This window comes from Geodermatophilus sp. SYSU D00698, assembly GCF_054050335.1.
Genome location: NZ_JBJGZD010000008.1, coordinates 115415 through 131111, shown reverse-complemented (window position 1 = coordinate 131111; position 15697 = coordinate 115415). Strand labels below are relative to the sequence as shown.

The window sequence follows — 15697 nt, the reverse complement described above, 5'->3', positions numbered from 1 at the left end:
ACCCCCAGGAGCCGACATGACCCAGACCGCGCAGCCCCGACCGGCCGCACCCCCCGACACCGCGCCCCCGGACGACGTCGTCCCCGGCCAGGAGATCTACACCCCGGAGTTCCGCGCCGACCCCTACCCGGTCTACGCCCGGCTGCGCGCCGAGCGCCCGGTGGTCAAGGTGCGCACCCCCCGCTTCGACTCGTTCCTGGTCACCCGGTACGCCGACGCCCGCCAGGCGCTGTCGGACCCGCGGCTGTCCAAGGACCTGTACCGGGCCGGCGACACCTACCTCGCGGTGTTCGGCGAGAAGGCCCGGCAGATCAACACCAACATGCTCAACTCCGACCCACCCGAGCACACCCGGCTGCGCCGCCTGGTGACCCAGGCGTTCACCCCGAAGCGGATCGAGGCGATGCGCCCGCGGGTCGAGCAGATCGTCGCCGGGCTGCTCGACCGGATCGCGCCGCGCGGGTCCACCGAGTTCGTCGACGAGTTCGCCCTGCGGCTGCCGCTGGCGGTCATCGGCGACCTGCTCGGCATCCCCGAGGCCGACCACGAGGAGATCCTCGCCGGCACGCAGGTGATCCGGACCGTGGGCACCGGCGGGCGGAGTCCGCAGGAGGACCGGGCGGCGATCGGCGCGGCCCAGGAGCGGCTGCACGCCTACTTCACCGGCCTGGTCGCGGCCAAGCGCGCCCGGCCCGGCGACGACCTGGTCAGCGGTCTGATCGCCGCCCGCGACGGCGACGGCCGGCTGTCGGAGGCGGAGCTGGTCTCCACCTGCTTCCTGCTGCTGTTCGCGGGCTACCAGACGACGTCGGACTTCCTCGGCAACGCCGTCGTCGCGCTGCTGACCCACCCCGAGGAGCTGGCCGCGCTGCTCGCCGACCTCGACCGGGTGCCCGACGCCGTGGAGGAGCTCCTGCGCTTCGACGGGTCGGTGCCGGTGTCGAGCTTCCGGTTCGCCACCGAGGACCTCGAGATCGGCGGCGTGACCATCCCGCAGGGCTCCATCGTGACCGTCGTCCTCAGCTCGGCCGACCACGACCCGGCGCTCACGGAGGACCCCGACCGCCTCGACCTGCGGCGCGGTCCCACCCAGCACCTGGCCTTCGGCCACGGCATCCACTACTGCCTGGGCACCGCGCTGGCCCGGCTGGAGGCGACGACGGCGTTGCGGCAGGTGCTGCTGCGGCTGCCCGACCTGCGCCTCGACGTCCCCGTGGAGGAGCTGCAGTGGCTGCCTGCCGCCTCGGCCTTCCGCGGTCTGCTCGCACTGCCGCTGCGCTTCACCCCCACACCCACCCCAGGAGGCACCCGATGACCCAGACCACGCCGCCGGCGACGCCCTCGGCAGACCCCGCCGCCGACGCCACCTCGACGCCCACGGAACCGCCGTGGGCGAACGACACGGTCGAGTTCGCGACCACGGCCACGGCCCCCGCGAGCTGGTCCTCCGGCTCCTGGCGGCCGTTCCGCAACGTCATCGTCTGCCGGATGGTCCCCGGCAGCGAGGACAAGGTGGGACCGGTGTTCGCCTACTACGACCGGACGACCCGGCCGCAGGACCTCGGCGTCGTCGGGCGGGTCCTGCTCTCGTACGAGGGCCTGTACCTGCACGTCATCGAGCGCAAGGAGGACCCGGAGGTCTCCGGCCAGCGCCGCGGTCTGCCGGCGTTCCAGCAGATCGCCGAGGTCATCGCGCCCTACGTGACGCCCTACCCCAGCTACTGGCAGAACCCGTCGCACTCGGTGGCCAAGCACTTCTACACGTGGCTGCCCGAGGGCGAGGTCTCCCCCGACCGTGAGATGACCGTGATCGTCCAGCGGATGCGGCCGGGCACCGAGGAGGACATCGCCCGCGTGTTCGCCGCGTCCGACGCCGGTGGGCTGCCGACGGAGACCGGCGTCACCGGTCGCTGGCTCTACTCGATGGAGGACGTCTTCGTGCACCTCCTGGAGCAGGACCGGGTCAAGGCCGCGGCCGTGCGGGAGAACCACGAGTCGATGCGGCCCGCCTTCGCCAAGGTCATGCAGGACCTCGCCCCCTACGTCAGCCCGTACCGCCCGGAGACGTGGCAGAGCCCGCGCGACTCGGTGGCCCGGGTGTTCCACCGCTGGACGGCACCGGACTGGGCGCCCGGGGACCCGGTGCCCACGCCGCGGGAGGGGACGGCGTGAGCCTGCGCGGGATCGCCACGCTCACCTACTGGGCCGAGGACGTGGCCGGGGCCGTCGCCTGGTACACGGAGCTGCTGGGCTCGGGGCCCCGCTTCACCCGGCCCGGTCCCAGTGGGCGGCCCAGCTACGCGACGTTCACCGTCGACGGGGGGACGTCGCTGGCGGTCGCCGACCTCGCCTTCGCCCCGCCGGGCATGACGCCGGGCACCGGCGGCGCGGTCGGGTACTGGCGGGTCGACGACCTCGAGGCCGTCCTCGACCGCCTCACCGCGATGGGCGCCAAGGAGTACATCCCGCTCACGCCGCACGGACCGATCGTCAGCGTGGCCGTCGTCGACCCGTTCGGCAACGTGCTCGGCATCAGCTCCGACCGGCACCCCGCCGCCGACTTCCCGTCCGGGGGAGCGCGGCAGCCCGGCTGACACCCGGCGCGAGCAGCACGGTCCGGGACCCCGGGTCCCCCTCCCAGGAGCGGAGGGGACCCGGGGTCCCGGTCCGTGCGGCGTCTCAGCCGGCGCGCAGTGCCGGGTAGTCGGTGTAGCCCTCGGCGCCGGACGCGTAGAACAGGTGCGGCCGGATCTCGTTCTCCGGGTGCTCGCCGGCCCAGCGCTCGACCAGGTCGGGGTTGGCGATGACCGCCCGGCCCACGGCGACGACGTCGGCGTGGGCGGCCTCGATGAGCGCGAGCGCCTCCTCGCGGGTGGTGACCGAACCGAAGCCGCTGTTGGCCATCAGGTGCCCGCCGAACCGGCTGCGCAGCTCCTGGACCAGGTCGCCGGCCGGCTCGCGGTGCAGCACGGAGAGGTAGGCCAGGCCCAGCGGGCGCAGCTGGTCGACCAGCGTGCCGTAGGTCGCGCGCACGTCCTCGCGGTCGGTCTCGAGGGCGTCCTGGATGTCGTGCTCCGGCGAGATGCGCAGCCCCACGCGGCCCGCGCCGATCGCCTCGGACACCGCGGTGACGACCTCCACCACCAGACGGGCGCGGTTCTCCGGGGAGCCGCCGTACTCGTCGTCGCGGACGTTGGACGCCGGGGACAGGAACTCGTGCAGCAGGTAGCCGTTGGCGCCGTGGATCTCGACGCCGTCGAGGCCTGCCTCGACGGCGCGCTCGGCGGCGCGGACGAAGTCGCGGACGACCTGGCGCACCTCGTCGGTGGTCAGCGCGTGCGGCACCGGGTAGGGCTGCTTGCCCTTCTCGGTGTGCCCCTCGCCCTGGATGGCGATGGCGCTGGGGGCGACGACGCGGCGGCCGCCGTTGACGTCGGGGTGGGTCACGCGGCCGCCGTGCATCACCTGCACGACGATCCGGCCGCCGCGGGCGTGCACGGCGTCGGCGACGCGGCGCCAGCCGGCCACCTGCTCGTCGGTGACGATGCCGGGCTGGCCGACGAACGCCTGGCCCTCGTGGGTCGGGTAGGTGCCCTCGGTGACGATGAGGCCGATCGAGGCGCGCTGCGCGTAGTGCTCGACGACGAGGTCGCCGGGGACACCCTCCTTGCCGGAGCGCATGCGGGTCAGCGGCGCCATGGCCACGCGGTTGGCGAGCTCGAGGTCGCCGAGCTTCACGGGAGAGAACAGGTCCACGGGTGTTCCGACACCTCGCGGGACCGCGCCATTCCGGGATGCGGGCGGCGTCACAGGCGGCGCTGTGCCCTCGGCCGGTGACCCGGCACGATGACGCCGTGTCCCTCCTGTCCGACGCCGTCGCGGGCTGGTCCCCGGGCCCGCTGACCGACGCCGCGCCGGTCCTGCCCGGACCCGCGGCCGCGTTCGCCGCCGTCCTCGACCGGCCCGCGCCGCCCCTCGCCGACGGCGACCCGCTGCCGCCGGGCTGGCACTGGTTCACCTTCCTCGACCGGCCGGCCACCGCCGACCTCGGCGACGACGGCCACCCCCGCGACGGGCACTTCCTCCCGCCGCTGCCGCACCGGCGCCGGATGATCGCCGGCGGGCGGATGGAGGTCGCCGCGCCGCTGCGGGTGGGCGCCGTCGTCGAGCGGACGTCGTCCCTGGCCCGGTGCGAGGTCAAGGTCGGCCGGAGCGGGGAGGTGCTGCTGGTCACCGTGCGCAGCGAGTACCGGGCGGACGGCGCGCTGCTGGTCACCGAGGAGCAGGACGTCGTCTACCGCTCCCAGGAGGCCGGCGCGTCCCCGGCCCCGGCGGGCGCCGGGTCGCCCGCCGTCGACGGCGACCACGTGGTCGAGGTGCTGCCCGACCCGCCGCTGCTGTTCCGGTTCAGCGCGCTGACCTACAACGCGCACCGCATCCACTACGACCAGCCCTACGCCACCGGCGTCGAGGGCCACCCCGGCCTCGTGGTGCACGGGCCGCTGCTCGCCCTGCTGCTGCTCGAGGTGCCGCGCCGGCACACCCCGGACCGGTCCGTCACGTCGTTCGGCCACCGGCTGACCCGGCCGGCGTACGCGGGCACGCCGGTGCGGGCGACCGGCCGGCTCGACGGCGACCGGTTCGCGCTCACCGCGGCGGCGGTGGGGCAGCCGGCGTCGGTCACCGGGACCGCGGTGCTCGCGGAGGCCCGCCGGTGACCGCGCTGAGCCCGGAGGAGCGGGACGTCGTCGCCACCGTGCGCGCCTTCGTCGACCGCGAGGTCCGGCCGGTGGCGCGCGAGCTGGAGCACGCGGACGAGTACCCGGAGGCCCTGATCGGGCGGATGAAGGAGCTCGGCGTCTTCGGCCTGGCGATCCCGGAGCCGTGGGGCGGGGCGCCGGTGTCGATGCCCTGCTACGCGCTGGTCACCGCGGAGCTCGCGCGGGGGTGGATGTCGCTGGCCGGGGCGATGGGCGGGCACACCGTCGTCGCCGGGCTGCTGCGGGCGTTCGGGACGCGGGAGCAGCAGGACCGCTGGCTGCCGCGGATGGCCACCGGCGAGGTGCGCGCGACGATGGCGCTCACCGAGCCCGGCGGCGGGTCGGACCTGCAGGCGATGCGCACCGTCGCGCGGCGGGACGGCGAGGGCTGGGTCGTCGACGGCGCGAAGACGTGGATCACCAACGCGCGCCGGTCGCAGCTGGTGGCGCTGCTGTGCAAGACCGACCCGCAGGCGCAGCCGCGGCACCGCGGGGTGTCGGTGCTGCTGGTCGAGCACGGGCCCGGCCTGACCGTGTCGCGGGACCTCCCCAAGCTCGGCTACAAGGGCGTGGAGAGCTGCGAGCTGGTCTTCGACGGGTACCGGGCACCGGCCGACGCCGTCCTCGGCGGGGTGGAGGGCCGCGGGTTCGCGCAGATGATGACCGGGCTGGAGACCGGCCGGATCCAGGTGGCGGCGCGGGCGCTCGGCGTCGGGCAGGCGGCCTTCGACGACGCGCTGCGCTACGCCCAGGAGCGGGAGACCTTCGGGCGCCCGATCTGGCGGCACCAGGCGGTGGGCAACCTGCTCGCCGACATGGCCACCTCGCTCACCGCCGCCCGCCAGCTGGTCCTGTACGCGGCCGAGCGCCACGAGTCGGGACAGCGGTCGGACATGGAGGCCGGCATGGCCAAGCTGTTCGCCTCCGAGACGGCGATGAAGGTGGCGCTGGACGCCATCCGGGTGCACGGCGGGCACGGCTACTCCACCGAGTTCGACGTCGAGCGCTACTTCCGCGACGCCCCGCTCATGATCGTCGGCGAGGGCACCAACGAGATCCAGCGCGACGTCATCGCCCGCCAGCTCGTGGCCCGCGGCGGCCTGGACTGACGGCGCTCCCGCCGGGACGCGAGCCGCGCCGCTCAGGGCGAGAGCAGGCGGCGGGTCTGGCGGGCCCGGGCGACCAGGGAGCCGTCGACGGCGCGCAGCTCGGCGTCGTCGACCGCGACGTCGGCGTCGGCCCAGGTGGTGACCTGGTCGATCCGCACCCACGCGCCGGTCCCCGGCGGCGGGCCGGCCAGGTGCGCGGTCAGCTCGACGGTCGGCATCACCGCCGGCGTGGTGCGGACGGCGAACAGCGACGGCGGCAGCGCGTCGAGCAGCACGCCGAGCTGCACCAGCGGCTCGAGGTCGCCGTCGATGCGCACCCACGCGGACAGCCGCGGCTCGGGCCCGCCGGCCAGCGGTCGGGAGGTGCCGAGCGCGCGGATCTCGGTGTGGTCGGCGATCGGCACGAACTCCCGCGGCAGCCGGAACGGGACGCCCTCGCGCACGGTCGGCCCGGGCGCCGGCGGGGCGCTCTCGGAGACCGGGGAAGCGGGGCGGGCCAGCGTGAGCACCTGGGCGACGGCGAGCACCCGGCCCCGCTGGCTCATCGTGGCCCGCACGCTGCCGGTGGTGCCGGTGCGGTCGGGGACGGCGTCGACCGCCGTCTCCACCCCCGGCTCCACCCCGGCGAGCAGGTGGGCGGTGACCGCCCGCGGCGCGGCGCCGGTGCGGTCCGCGGCGGCGGCCATCAGGTGCCCGGCCACCAGGCCGCCCTGCACGTGGGCGAACGACCGCCAGGACGGGTCGAAGACGAGCGGCGGCGCCTCGAGAGCGGCGACGGTCACGGGTCCCTCCTCCCGTCCCGGTTGGACTCTCCAACCGAGACGGGAGGACCGTACACCCGTGAGTACGGATGTCAAACCGTCGTGTCGGCGTCCTCCAGCGCGAAGGAGCCGGTGGCCACCTCGCCGGTGCGCCGGTGGGCGGTCATCACCGCGCCGGTCGAGGTGGTCGTCGAGGAGACCAGCTCCCACGTGCGCGGCGCGGCGCCGCCCTCGAACAGCCGCTTGCCCGTGCCGAGGACCACCGGGAAGACGATGGTGCGCAGCTCGTCGACCAGGTCCTCGGCCAGCAGCGTCTGCACGAGCCCGATCGAGCCGTGCACCTGGAGCTCACCGCCGTCGGCGACCTTGAGCTCCCGGACGGCGGCCGGCACGTCGGTGCCGAGCAGCCGGGCGGTGGACCACTCCAGCGAGGTCAGCGTCCGGGACGCGACGTGCTTGGTCTTCGTCTGCAGCGCCTGGGCCACCGGGTCACCGGTCGCGTCCACGTGCGGCCAGTGCGCGGCGAAGATCTCGTACGTCGTCCGGCCCAGGAGGAAGTCCTCGGCCGGACGGAACCAGGCGTCCATCTGCTCCCCCATCGCCTCGTCGGCGAAGGGCACCAGCCAGCCGCCGTAGGGGAAGCCGCCGGACGGGTCCTCCTGCGGCCCGCCGGGGGCCTGGGCGACGCCGTCGAGGGTCAGGAACGTGGTCACGGTGAGCGGGCGCATCGGTCTCTCCTCCGGGGTGGTGCGGTCGGAGGTGCAGACGGCGGGCGGCGCCGGGACTCATCGGTCCGGGTGAGTCCCGTCGGGCCCGCTCCAGTTGTGCACGACCGGCGCCGATGGGAGGACGTCACCCCCACCGGACGAGGAGCACCCGATGACCCGTCAGCGCACCGACGCCGAGCAGCAGATCGCCGACCTGCTGCGGACGGCGCGCACGTCGCTGCACATGAGCGTGGCGTTCCTCAGCCGCCTGGACGGGACCACCCAGCACCTGGAGGTGGTCGACACCCGGGTGCCGGTGCTCGTGCGGGAGAAGGCGCAGATCGCCCAGGACACCTCGTTCTGCCAGGCGATCCTCGACGGGGAGCTGCCCGCCGTCATCGACGACGTGACGCGCTACCCGCTGGCGATGTCGCTGCCCGCGGCGCGCATCCCCCGCATCCGCAGCTACGTCTCGACGCCGGTCACGCTCTCCGACGGCAGCCTCTACGGCACCTTCTGCGCCTTCGGCTTCACCTCGGACAAGGAGCTCACCCGCCGCGACGAGGCGCTGATGCAGGTCCTCGCGTCGGCGGCGTCGGTGATCATCGAGCCCGAGGTCCGCGAGCGGCAGCGCCGCGACGACATCGACGGCCGGCTCGACCCGCTGGTCGCCGCGGGCGGCCCGGACGTCGTCCTGCAGCCGATCGTCGACCTGGTCACCGGCGCCCGCGTCGGCGCCGAGGCGCTCAGCCGCTTCCCCCGCGAGTGGGGCAAGGGGCCCGACGTCGTCTTCCAGGAGGCGCACAGCGTCGGCCGCGGCTCCGAGGTGGAGCTGCTCGCCCTCCGCGGCGCGGCCGCCCACCTGGACCGGGTCGGCGGCTACGTGGCGATGAACGTGTCCCCGCAGACCCTGCTCACCCCGGGTTTCGCCACGCTGCTCGGCGACCTGCCCCACGACCGCGTCCTGCTCGAGCTCTCCGAGCACGACCCGGTCGAGGACTACGACGCGCTCACCACCGCGCTGGTGCCCTTCCGCGCGGCCGGCATGCGGCTGGCCATCGACGACGTCGGCGCCGGCTTCTCCTCGCTCCGGCACATCGTGGTGACCGACCCCGACGTCATCAAGATGGACCGCAGCATCGTCAGCGGCCTGGACACCGACCCGGTGCTGTCCAAGCTGGTCGAGTCGCTGGTGACCTTCGGCCACGGCTGCGGCGTGACGGTGGTCGCCGAGGGCATCGAGACGGCGCAGGAGGCCGTCCGGCTGCGCGACCTGGGCGTCGACCTCGGCCAGGGCTGGTACTACGGCCGCCCCGGCCCGCCGGAGGCGCTGTCCCCGCTGCGCCCCGCCGTCCCCGCGCCCCGGGCCGCGGAGCACCAGCCCGCCTGACCCTCAGGCGCCGGGCGGCCGGCGCAGCAGGTGCGGCCGTCGAGCACACCACCACCAAGGGCGCGGGCACCCCCGACGGGGGATGCGCGCGCGAGCAACCGGTCCCCCGAGCCGATGAAGGGGACAGACCCCTCCCGAGGAGACCGACCGTGCACGCATCCCGACGGCCGTCCCCGTCCGGCGGCACCCCGCGGACGGCGACGGTCTCCGTCACCCCCACCGCCCTCGACGGCCTGGCCCGCGCGGCCGTGCAGGCGACGGCGGCCCTCGTGCTCGTGTGCGACGGCGACGGGCGGGTCCTGCTGGCCAACCCCGCCTTCGAGCGCTTCACCGGCCGCAGCGCCGCCGAGCTGGTCGGCGTCCCGTTCTGGGAGGTGGTGACCCTCCCGGAGGAGGTCGAGCTGGCCCGCGCGGCGGTGGCGATGGTCCTGTCCGGCCGGCCGGCGATCCCCGGCGAGGTCGACTGGCGCACCGGCGACGGCCGGCAGCGCCGCGTCGAGCTGCAGACCAGCGTGCTGACCCGCGCCGACGGCACCCCCTACGCCGTCGCCTTCATCGGCATCGACGTCACCGCGCACCGCGAGCGGGAGGCGCAGGTGCGGCAGCAGGCGGTCACCGACCCGCTGACCGGCCTGGCCAACCGCAGTGCGCTGTTCGCCGTCCTCGCCGCCCGCCTGCACGTCGAGACCGGCGACGGGTGCAGCCTGGTCTTCTGCGACCTCGACGGCTTCAAGGCGGTCAACGACCGCTTCGGGCACGCGGCCGGTGACCGGCTGCTGGTCGCCGTCGCCGGGCGGCTGCGCGCGCTCGCCGGCCCGGACGACGTCGTCGCGCGCCTCGGCGGCGACGAGTTCGTCGTCGTCTCCCGGGGCATCGACCCCGGCGCGGCCACCGCCCGGGCCCACCGGATCGAGGCGGCTGTGCGGGAGCCGTTCGACGTCGCCGACGGCGAGGTCCGGGTGGGCGTGAGCACCGGGACGGCGACCGGCGGCCCCGGCGACGACCCCGACACCGTCATGAACCGCGCCGACATGGCCATGTACGGCGTGAAGAGCGTCCGCCGCGGCCGGCGCTGACCTCCCGCCCGGGAACACCCCGTCCCGCGGCGGCGCTGTCGCCGGCATGCCCACGACCTGGTTCATCACCGGCGCGTCCCGCGGCTTCGGCCGCGAGTGGGCGATCGCCGCCCTCGAGCGCGGCGACTCCGTCGCGGCCACCGCGCGGGACACCGCCGCCCTCGACGACCTCGTCGAGCGCTTCGGCGACGCCGTCCTGCCGCTGCGGCTCGACGTCACCGACCGCGAGGCCGGCGTCGCCGCCGTCCGGCAGGCCGCCGAGCGGTTCGGCCGCCTCGACGTCGTCGTGAACAACGCCGGCTACGGCCAGTTCGGGATGATCGAGGAGGTCTCCGAGGCCGAGGCCCGCGCCCAGTTCGAGACCAACCTGTTCGGCGCGCTGTGGATCACCCAGGCCGCGCTGCCGGTCATGCGGGCACAGGGCTCCGGGCACGTCCTGCAGGTCTCCTCGATCGGCGGCATCAGCGCCTTCCCGAACATCGGCGTCTACAACGCCTCCAAGTGGGCGCTCGAGGCGTTCAGCCAGTCGCTGGCCGCCGAGGTCGCCGACTTCGGGATCAGGGTGACGATCATCGAGCCGGGCGCCTACGGCACCGACTGGGGCGGCTCGTCGGCGAGGCACGCCGAGCCCCACCCCGCCTACGACGCCTTCCGCGAGAAGGCCGCCGAGCAGCGGAGGGCCCGCGCCGGGAACCCCGGCGACCCGGTGGCCACCCGCGACGCCGTCCTGCAGCTCGTCGACGCCGACGAGCCGCCGCTGCGGGTGTTCCTCGGCGACGGCCCGCTGGCCATCGCCACCCGCGACTACGAGTCCCGGCTCGCCGAGTGGCGGCGCTGGGAGCCGCTGTCGGTCGCCGCGCACGGCCGGCGCGACTGACCTCCCCGGCCGGGGACGGACCGTCCGTCCCCGGCCGGGCCTAGGGTCCGCGGCGTGCCGACCGCGACCGCCGACGACGTCCTCGCGTACCGCGTCACCACCCAGCAGCTCGACCGCGACGCCGGGACGGCCGCCGACACCGCCGTCCTCGACCTCGGCGTCCAGGACACCGGGCCCGACGGCGGCCTGTGGGCGCTGGCCATCCGCGGCGTCGTGCCGGACGACGCGGAGCTGGCCACCGCGTGGACGCTGCGCGGCGCCCCGCACCTGTACCGCCGCGCCGACCTGCCCGCCGTCACCGCGGCCACCGCGGCGTTCTCCGAGGCCGACGCGGCCAAGCGGGTCCACGACGCCGCGAAGCCGCTCAAGGCGGCCGGCATCCCCGTGCTCACCGCCCTGGACACCATCGCCGGGCGGATGCGCGAGATCGTGACCGCGCCGACGGTCACGGGCGAGGTGTCGCGGGCGGTGTCCGACGCCCTGGCCCGCGACGGCGACCCCGGCCCCCACAACCGGTACTGCCGCCCCTGCGACGCGGTGCACCTCTACGAGCAGCCGTTCCGCCTGGCCGCGCTGCGGGCCGGGCTGGAGCTGCAGCCGCGCACCTCCCCGCCGGCGCTGCAGCCGGTGCCCGGCCTCGCGCCGGAGGACACCGTCCCCGACCGGCTCGACGTCGTCCGCGCGTACCTGCACCTGCTCGGGCCGGCGACGCCGCAGCACGTGGCCGGGTACCTCGACGCGCCGGTCGAGGACGTGAAGGCGCACTGGCCGGACGACGTCGTCGAGGTGGAGGTGGACGGGCGGCGCCGCTGGCTGCTGGCCGGCGACGCCGGCCGGCTGGGCGCGCCGGCGCCCCGGGGCGTGCGCCTGCTCGGCCCCTTCGACCTGTTCCTGCAGGCCCGCGACCGCGGGACGCTGGTCCCCGACACCGGCCAGCGGAAGGCGATGTGGCCGGTGCTCGGCCGGCCCGGCGCGGTGCTCGCGGACGGCGGGATCGCCGGCGTCTGGCGGCCGCGGACGGCCGGGAGGACGCTGACCGTCGCCGTCGAGCCGTGGACCCGCCTCTCCCCCGCCGCCCGGGCCGGGATCGAGGAGCAGGCGGAGCGGCTGGCCGCCTTCCGCGGCGTCCCGCTGAAGGCGGTGGAGACCGCCTGAGTCAGGCGGCGAGCAGGTCGTCGGCGGCGTCGCCGGCGGCGACCAGCCCCGCGTAGCGGCCACCACGGGCCACGAGCTCCGCGTGCGTGCCGGACTCCACCACCCGGCCGGCCTCGAGGACGACGATCCGGTCGGCGTGCCGCACCGTGGACAGCCGGTGCGCGATGGTGATCGTCGTCCGGCCACGGCGCGCCTCGTCCAGCGCCGCCTGCACCGCCCGCTCGGTGGCGGTGTCCAGGGCGCTGGTGGCCTCGTCGAGCACCAGGACCCGCGGGTCGCGCAGCAGCGTGCGGGCGATGGCCAGCCGCTGCTTCTCCCCGCCGGAGAACCGGTGCCCGCGGGCGCCGACGACGGTGTCGTAGCCGTCGGGCAGCGCGGCGATCACGTCGTGCACCTGGGCGCGGCGGGCGGCGGCCTCGATCTCCGCGTCGGTCGCGGTGGGCCGGGCGTGCCGCAGGTTCTCCCGCACCGTGGCGTGCAGCAGGTACGTCTCCTGCGAGACGACGCCGACCACCTGCGCGAGCGTGGCCAGCCGCAGGTCGCGCAGGTCGACGCCGTCGATCGTCACGCGGCCGGCGGTCGGGTCGGCCAGCCGGGCGACCAGCGAGGCCATCGTCGACTTCCCCGAGCCGGTCTCGCCCACCAGCGCCAGCGTCGTGCCCGCGGGGACGGCGACGTCGACGCCGGCCAGCGCCGGGCGGGCGCCGTCGGGGTGGGTGAAGTCCACGCCCTCCCAGCGGACCTCGCCGCGCACCGCCGCCGGGTCCAGCTCGACCGGGGACGCCGGGTCGTCGATCTCCACCGGCAGGTCCAGGTACTCGAACACCCGGCTGAACAGCGCCATCGAGCTGGTGACCGAGACGCCGACGTCGAGCAGGCCCATGAGCGGGCGGAACAGCGTCCCCTGCAGCGCGGTGAAGGCGACCAGCGTGCCGATGGTCATGCCGCCCGAGGTCGCCGGCAGCCCGGCGAACAGGTAGATCAGCGCGGGGATCCCGGCGAACACGACGCTCATCGAGGCCATCCGCCAGCGGCCGGCCAGCTGCGAGCGCACCTCGAGGCCGACCAGGTCCGCCGACGTCGCGGCGAACCGGCGCGAGGCGGCGGGGCCGGCGCCGAGGGTCTTGCCCAGCAGCACGCCGCTCACGGACAGCCCCTCCTCGACCTGGCCGTGGAGGTCGGCGAGGTGCCGCTGCCGCTGGGCGGTGACCGCGCGGCGCATCCGCGCCACCTTGCGGGTCAGCGCGATCGCCGGCGGCAGCACGACCAGGGAGAGCAGGGACAGCCGCCAGGACAGCGCCACCATGGCGGCCACCGTGCCGACGACGGTGGTGGCGTTGGCCGCCAGCGACGTCGCCGTCGAGGTGACCACCGACTGCATGCCGCCGATGTCGTTCGTCAGCCGCGACTGCACCTCTCCCCCGCGGGTGCGGGTGAAGAAGCCCAGCGACTGGCGCTGCAGGTGGCTGAAGACGGCGGTGCGCAGGCCGTGCATGACCCGCTGCCCGACCGTCGTGGACAGCCACGTCTGCACGACGCCGAGGACGGCGGTCACCCCGGTGACGGCCACCATGCCGGCGACCGCCCAGACCAGCAGCCGCACGTCCTGCCGGGGCAGGGCCTCGTCGATGACCAGCCGGACGAGGAACGGCGTCGCCAGCGCGACGACCGAGGAGGCGACGATGAGCGCCACCACGGTCCCGACCTGCCAGCGGTACGGGCGGAACAGCGCCGCGACCCGGCGCAGCGAGACCGGCGCGCGCTCCAGCTGCGCCCGGTCCGCGGGGTCGACGGTCCGCCCGGACCCGCCCCTCCCGCGTCCACTCCCCGTCTCCTCGATGGTGACCACCTCCGTGGTTGCTGAGGCTACCTCACGTTCCGGTAACCACACTGTCATCGGTAGCATTCCCCCGTGGACGACGAGGGCGCCGAGCTCGGCGAGCTGGTGATGCGCGCCGCCCGCACGCAGCGCCGGCGCTGGCGGGACGTCCTGGCCCCGTGGGCGCTGTCCCCCCACCAGGCGCGGGCCCTGCGCGTGGTGGTCCTCCAGGAGGGCGTGCGGCTGTCCGACCTGGCCGAGGCGCTGCACATCGCGCCCCGCTCGGCGACCGAGGTGGCCGACGCCCTGCAGGAGCGGGGCCTGCTGGAGCGCACACCGGACCCGACCGACCGCCGCGCCGTGCTGCTGCGGGCGACCGCCGACGGGCGCCGGGTGCAGGGCGAGGTGGACGCCGCCCGCCGCGCGGACACCCGTGAGCTGTTCGCCCGGCTGTCCGCCGCCGAGCGCGCGGAGCTGGCCCGCCTGCTGCGCGCCGTCGCGGAGTGAACGGTCCACCGCTCGACGGACCCCGCGGGGCGTCCGGCGGTGCCACGATCAGGCGCATGGGTGAGCCGGTGCGGGCCGAGGAACTGCGGGTCTCCGACGTCGAGCGGAGGGCGGTGCAGGACCGGCTGCACCGGGCGGTCGGCACCGGCCAGCTCGACCTGCACGAGTTCGACGAGCGGGTGGCGGCGGTCTGGGCCGCCCGCACCCGCGGCGAGCTGGAGCGGACCACCCGCGACCTGCCCGAGCCGCCGCCCCCGCCGCCCCCGGCGCCGCGGCACCGGGTGTTCTCCGACACCGGCGGCGGGACGGCGATGCGGGTGCTCACCACCGTGTGGGCGGCCGCGGTGGCGGTGAACGTCGTCGTCTGGCTGCTGGTCTCCCTCGGCAACGGCGACCCCGCCTACCCGTGGTTCATCTGGTTCGCCCCGTCCGGCGCGGTCCTCGCCGTCCTCTACGCCACCGGGATCGGCCGGCCCAGGGGATAGGGCTCGTCGGGCTCCGCCCGGCGGCTCGCCGCGTGCCTGCGAGTGGCGGGAGGGACGGTGTCCCTCACCGCTCCGAGCGGCGGCGCTGGCGGGTCTTGGCGCCGTACATCGCGCGGTCGGCCCGGGCGATGACCTCGTCCGGCGCGGCGCCGGGCCGGCCCAGCGCCCCGCCGACGCTGACGCCGACCACCACCGGGCCGGCCGCGGTGGGCACCGGCGCGCCGACCCGCTCGCGCACCGCGGCGGCGAGGTCGTCGAGCGCGGTCTCGTCGCAGCCGGGTCGCAGGACCACGAACTCGTCCCCGCCGAACCGGGCGACGACCCCGTCGGGTCCGGCCTCCGCACACAGCCGGGCGGCGACCTCGACCAGCACCGCGTCGCCCACGGCGTGCCCGTGCACGTCGTTGACCACCTTGAACCCGTCGAGGTCGCAGAACAGGACCCCGCAGTCGCGGTCGGCCGCCGGCTCCAGGCGGGCGGTCAGCTCCTCGAAGAACGCGCCCCGGTTGAGGATCCCGGTGAGCCGGTCGGTGCGCGCCCGCTCCGACAGCACCGCCTCCCGCCGCCGCTGGTCGGTCACGTCGATGCCGACGCACGCGACCGCGTAGGGGCGGCCGTCGGCGCCGGTGAGCACGTTGTTCTGCATCGAGATCAGGCGGCGGGTGCCGTCGGCGGTCAGCCAGTCGCCCTCCTGCGGGAACGCCCGGCCGGTGGCGACGGCCCGCCCGACGGCGTCCACGGCCAGGGCGCGGTGCTCCGGCACCACCCACACGTCGACGAACGAGCGTCCCACCAGCTCGTCGAGGGTGCGCCCGGTGAACCGCTGCAGCGCCGGGTTGGCCAGCAGGATGCGGCCCTCCCCGTCCACGACGCAGACGAGGGCGTCGGTGCCCTCCACGAACTCGTGCGCCAGCCGGGCGTCCACCCGGTCGCTACCGGACCCCGGAGGAGCCGTCCCCGCAGCCGCCGTGCACCCCGGGCCCCTCCCTCCCCGCGCCGGCGGGACCGGGCGCCCCGCACAGGCGATCACAGCACGACCTGCCGACAACCG

Annotated in this window: 16 protein-coding genes; 11 read left to right on the top strand and 5 right to left on the bottom strand. The window is 75.8% G+C overall.

The genetic code is table 11. The features are described from left to right. Positions 1 to 16 precede the first annotated feature (16 nt). From ACI8AB_RS10025 to ACI8AB_RS10015, 3 genes are read left to right on the top strand one after another with little or no spacing between them, the layout of a single operon-like run. Complete coding sequence (locus ACI8AB_RS10025; protein WP_456950016.1) at positions 17 to 1315, top strand: cytochrome P450 family protein; 1299 nt, start codon at positions 17 to 19, stop codon at positions 1313 to 1315. Then, positions 1312 to 2172, top strand: coding sequence for a TcmI family type II polyketide cyclase (locus ACI8AB_RS10020; RefSeq protein ID WP_456950015.1), 861 nt, complete (start codon positions 1312 to 1314; stop codon positions 2170 to 2172). The genes ACI8AB_RS10025 and ACI8AB_RS10020 overlap by 4 nt, the downstream gene beginning before the upstream one ends. Then, entirely contained in the window at positions 2169 to 2594 is a 426-nt protein-coding gene (locus tag ACI8AB_RS10015; protein ID WP_456950014.1) for a VOC family protein, read from the top strand. The genes ACI8AB_RS10020 and ACI8AB_RS10015 overlap by 4 nt, the downstream gene beginning before the upstream one ends. 85 nt (positions 2595 to 2679) lie before the next feature. Here the strand turns inward: ACI8AB_RS10015 and ACI8AB_RS10010 are convergent, their stop codons facing one another. Continuing rightward, entirely contained in the window at positions 2680 to 3756 is a 1077-nt protein-coding gene (locus ACI8AB_RS10010) for an alkene reductase (protein ID WP_387991171.1), read from the bottom strand. Between the two features lie 98 nt (positions 3757 to 3854). Here ACI8AB_RS10010 and ACI8AB_RS10005 point away from each other — a divergent pair, with 98 nt between their 5' ends. Both ACI8AB_RS10005 and ACI8AB_RS10000 read left to right on the top strand, forming a co-directional pair. Further along, a complete protein-coding gene (locus tag ACI8AB_RS10005; RefSeq protein ID WP_456950013.1) occupies positions 3855 to 4718 on the top strand; it encodes a hypothetical protein in 864 nt (287 codons plus the stop codon). Next, positions 4715 to 5869 (top strand): acyl-CoA dehydrogenase family protein, encoded by a 1155-nt coding sequence (locus ACI8AB_RS10000; protein ID WP_456950012.1) that lies wholly within the window; start codon positions 4715 to 4717, stop codon positions 5867 to 5869. The genes ACI8AB_RS10005 and ACI8AB_RS10000 overlap by 4 nt, the downstream gene beginning before the upstream one ends. A 32-nt stretch (positions 5870 to 5901) precedes the next feature. On the opposite strand, the gene ACI8AB_RS09995 is transcribed toward ACI8AB_RS10000, so the two are convergent. After that, entirely contained in the window at positions 5902 to 6651 is a 750-nt protein-coding gene (locus tag ACI8AB_RS09995; RefSeq protein WP_456950011.1) for a thioesterase family protein, read from the bottom strand. Between the two features lie 71 nt (positions 6652 to 6722). Further along, the gene (locus tag ACI8AB_RS09990; RefSeq protein ID WP_456950010.1) at positions 6723 to 7358 is read right to left on the bottom strand and encodes a dihydrofolate reductase family protein; all 636 of its coding nucleotides are present in this window, start codon (positions 7356 to 7358) and stop codon (positions 6723 to 6725) included. A gap of 151 nt (positions 7359 to 7509) precedes the next feature. Here ACI8AB_RS09990 and ACI8AB_RS09985 point away from each other — a divergent pair, with 151 nt between their 5' ends. The 4 genes from ACI8AB_RS09985 (at position 7510) to ACI8AB_RS09970 (ending at position 11835) form a co-directional block, all read left to right on the top strand. Then, complete coding sequence (locus tag ACI8AB_RS09985; protein ID WP_456950009.1) at positions 7510 to 8727, top strand: EAL domain-containing protein; 1218 nt, start codon at positions 7510 to 7512, stop codon at positions 8725 to 8727. Between the two features lie 149 nt (positions 8728 to 8876). Then, positions 8877 to 9803, top strand: a complete 927-nt coding sequence (locus ACI8AB_RS09980; RefSeq protein WP_456950008.1) for a diguanylate cyclase domain-containing protein — start codon at positions 8877 to 8879, stop codon at positions 9801 to 9803. A gap of 46 nt (positions 9804 to 9849) precedes the next feature. Then, positions 9850 to 10680: an SDR family oxidoreductase gene (locus ACI8AB_RS09975; RefSeq protein WP_456950007.1), complete on the top strand. Its 831-nt coding sequence runs from the start codon at positions 9850 to 9852 to the stop codon at positions 10678 to 10680. Positions 10681 to 10734: 54 nt separating this feature from the next. Then, a complete protein-coding gene (locus ACI8AB_RS09970) occupies positions 10735 to 11835 on the top strand; it encodes a winged helix DNA-binding domain-containing protein (protein ID WP_456950006.1) in 1101 nt (366 codons plus the stop codon). 1 nt (position 11836) lies between these two features. Here ACI8AB_RS09970 and ACI8AB_RS09965 read toward each other — a convergent pair whose 3' ends face one another. Beyond that, positions 11837 to 13684 carry an ABC transporter ATP-binding protein gene (locus tag ACI8AB_RS09965; RefSeq protein WP_456950005.1) on the bottom strand — a complete coding sequence of 616 codons (1848 nt, stop codon included), beginning with the start codon at positions 13682 to 13684 and terminating at the stop codon, positions 11837 to 11839. A gap of 63 nt (positions 13685 to 13747) precedes the next feature. Between ACI8AB_RS09965 and ACI8AB_RS09960 the strand changes: the two genes are divergently transcribed. Next, positions 13748 to 14161 (top strand): MarR family winged helix-turn-helix transcriptional regulator, encoded by a 414-nt coding sequence (locus tag ACI8AB_RS09960; RefSeq protein WP_456950004.1) that lies wholly within the window; start codon positions 13748 to 13750, stop codon positions 14159 to 14161. A 56-nt stretch (positions 14162 to 14217) separates the two neighbouring features. Then, complete coding sequence (locus tag ACI8AB_RS09955; protein WP_456950003.1) at positions 14218 to 14646, top strand: DUF1707 SHOCT-like domain-containing protein; 429 nt, start codon at positions 14218 to 14220, stop codon at positions 14644 to 14646. 64 nt (positions 14647 to 14710) lie between these two features. Here ACI8AB_RS09955 and ACI8AB_RS09950 read toward each other — a convergent pair whose 3' ends face one another. Further along, complete coding sequence (locus ACI8AB_RS09950) at positions 14711 to 15571, bottom strand: GGDEF domain-containing protein (protein ID WP_456950002.1); 861 nt, start codon at positions 15569 to 15571, stop codon at positions 14711 to 14713. Between the last annotated feature and the right edge of the window lie 126 nt (positions 15572 to 15697).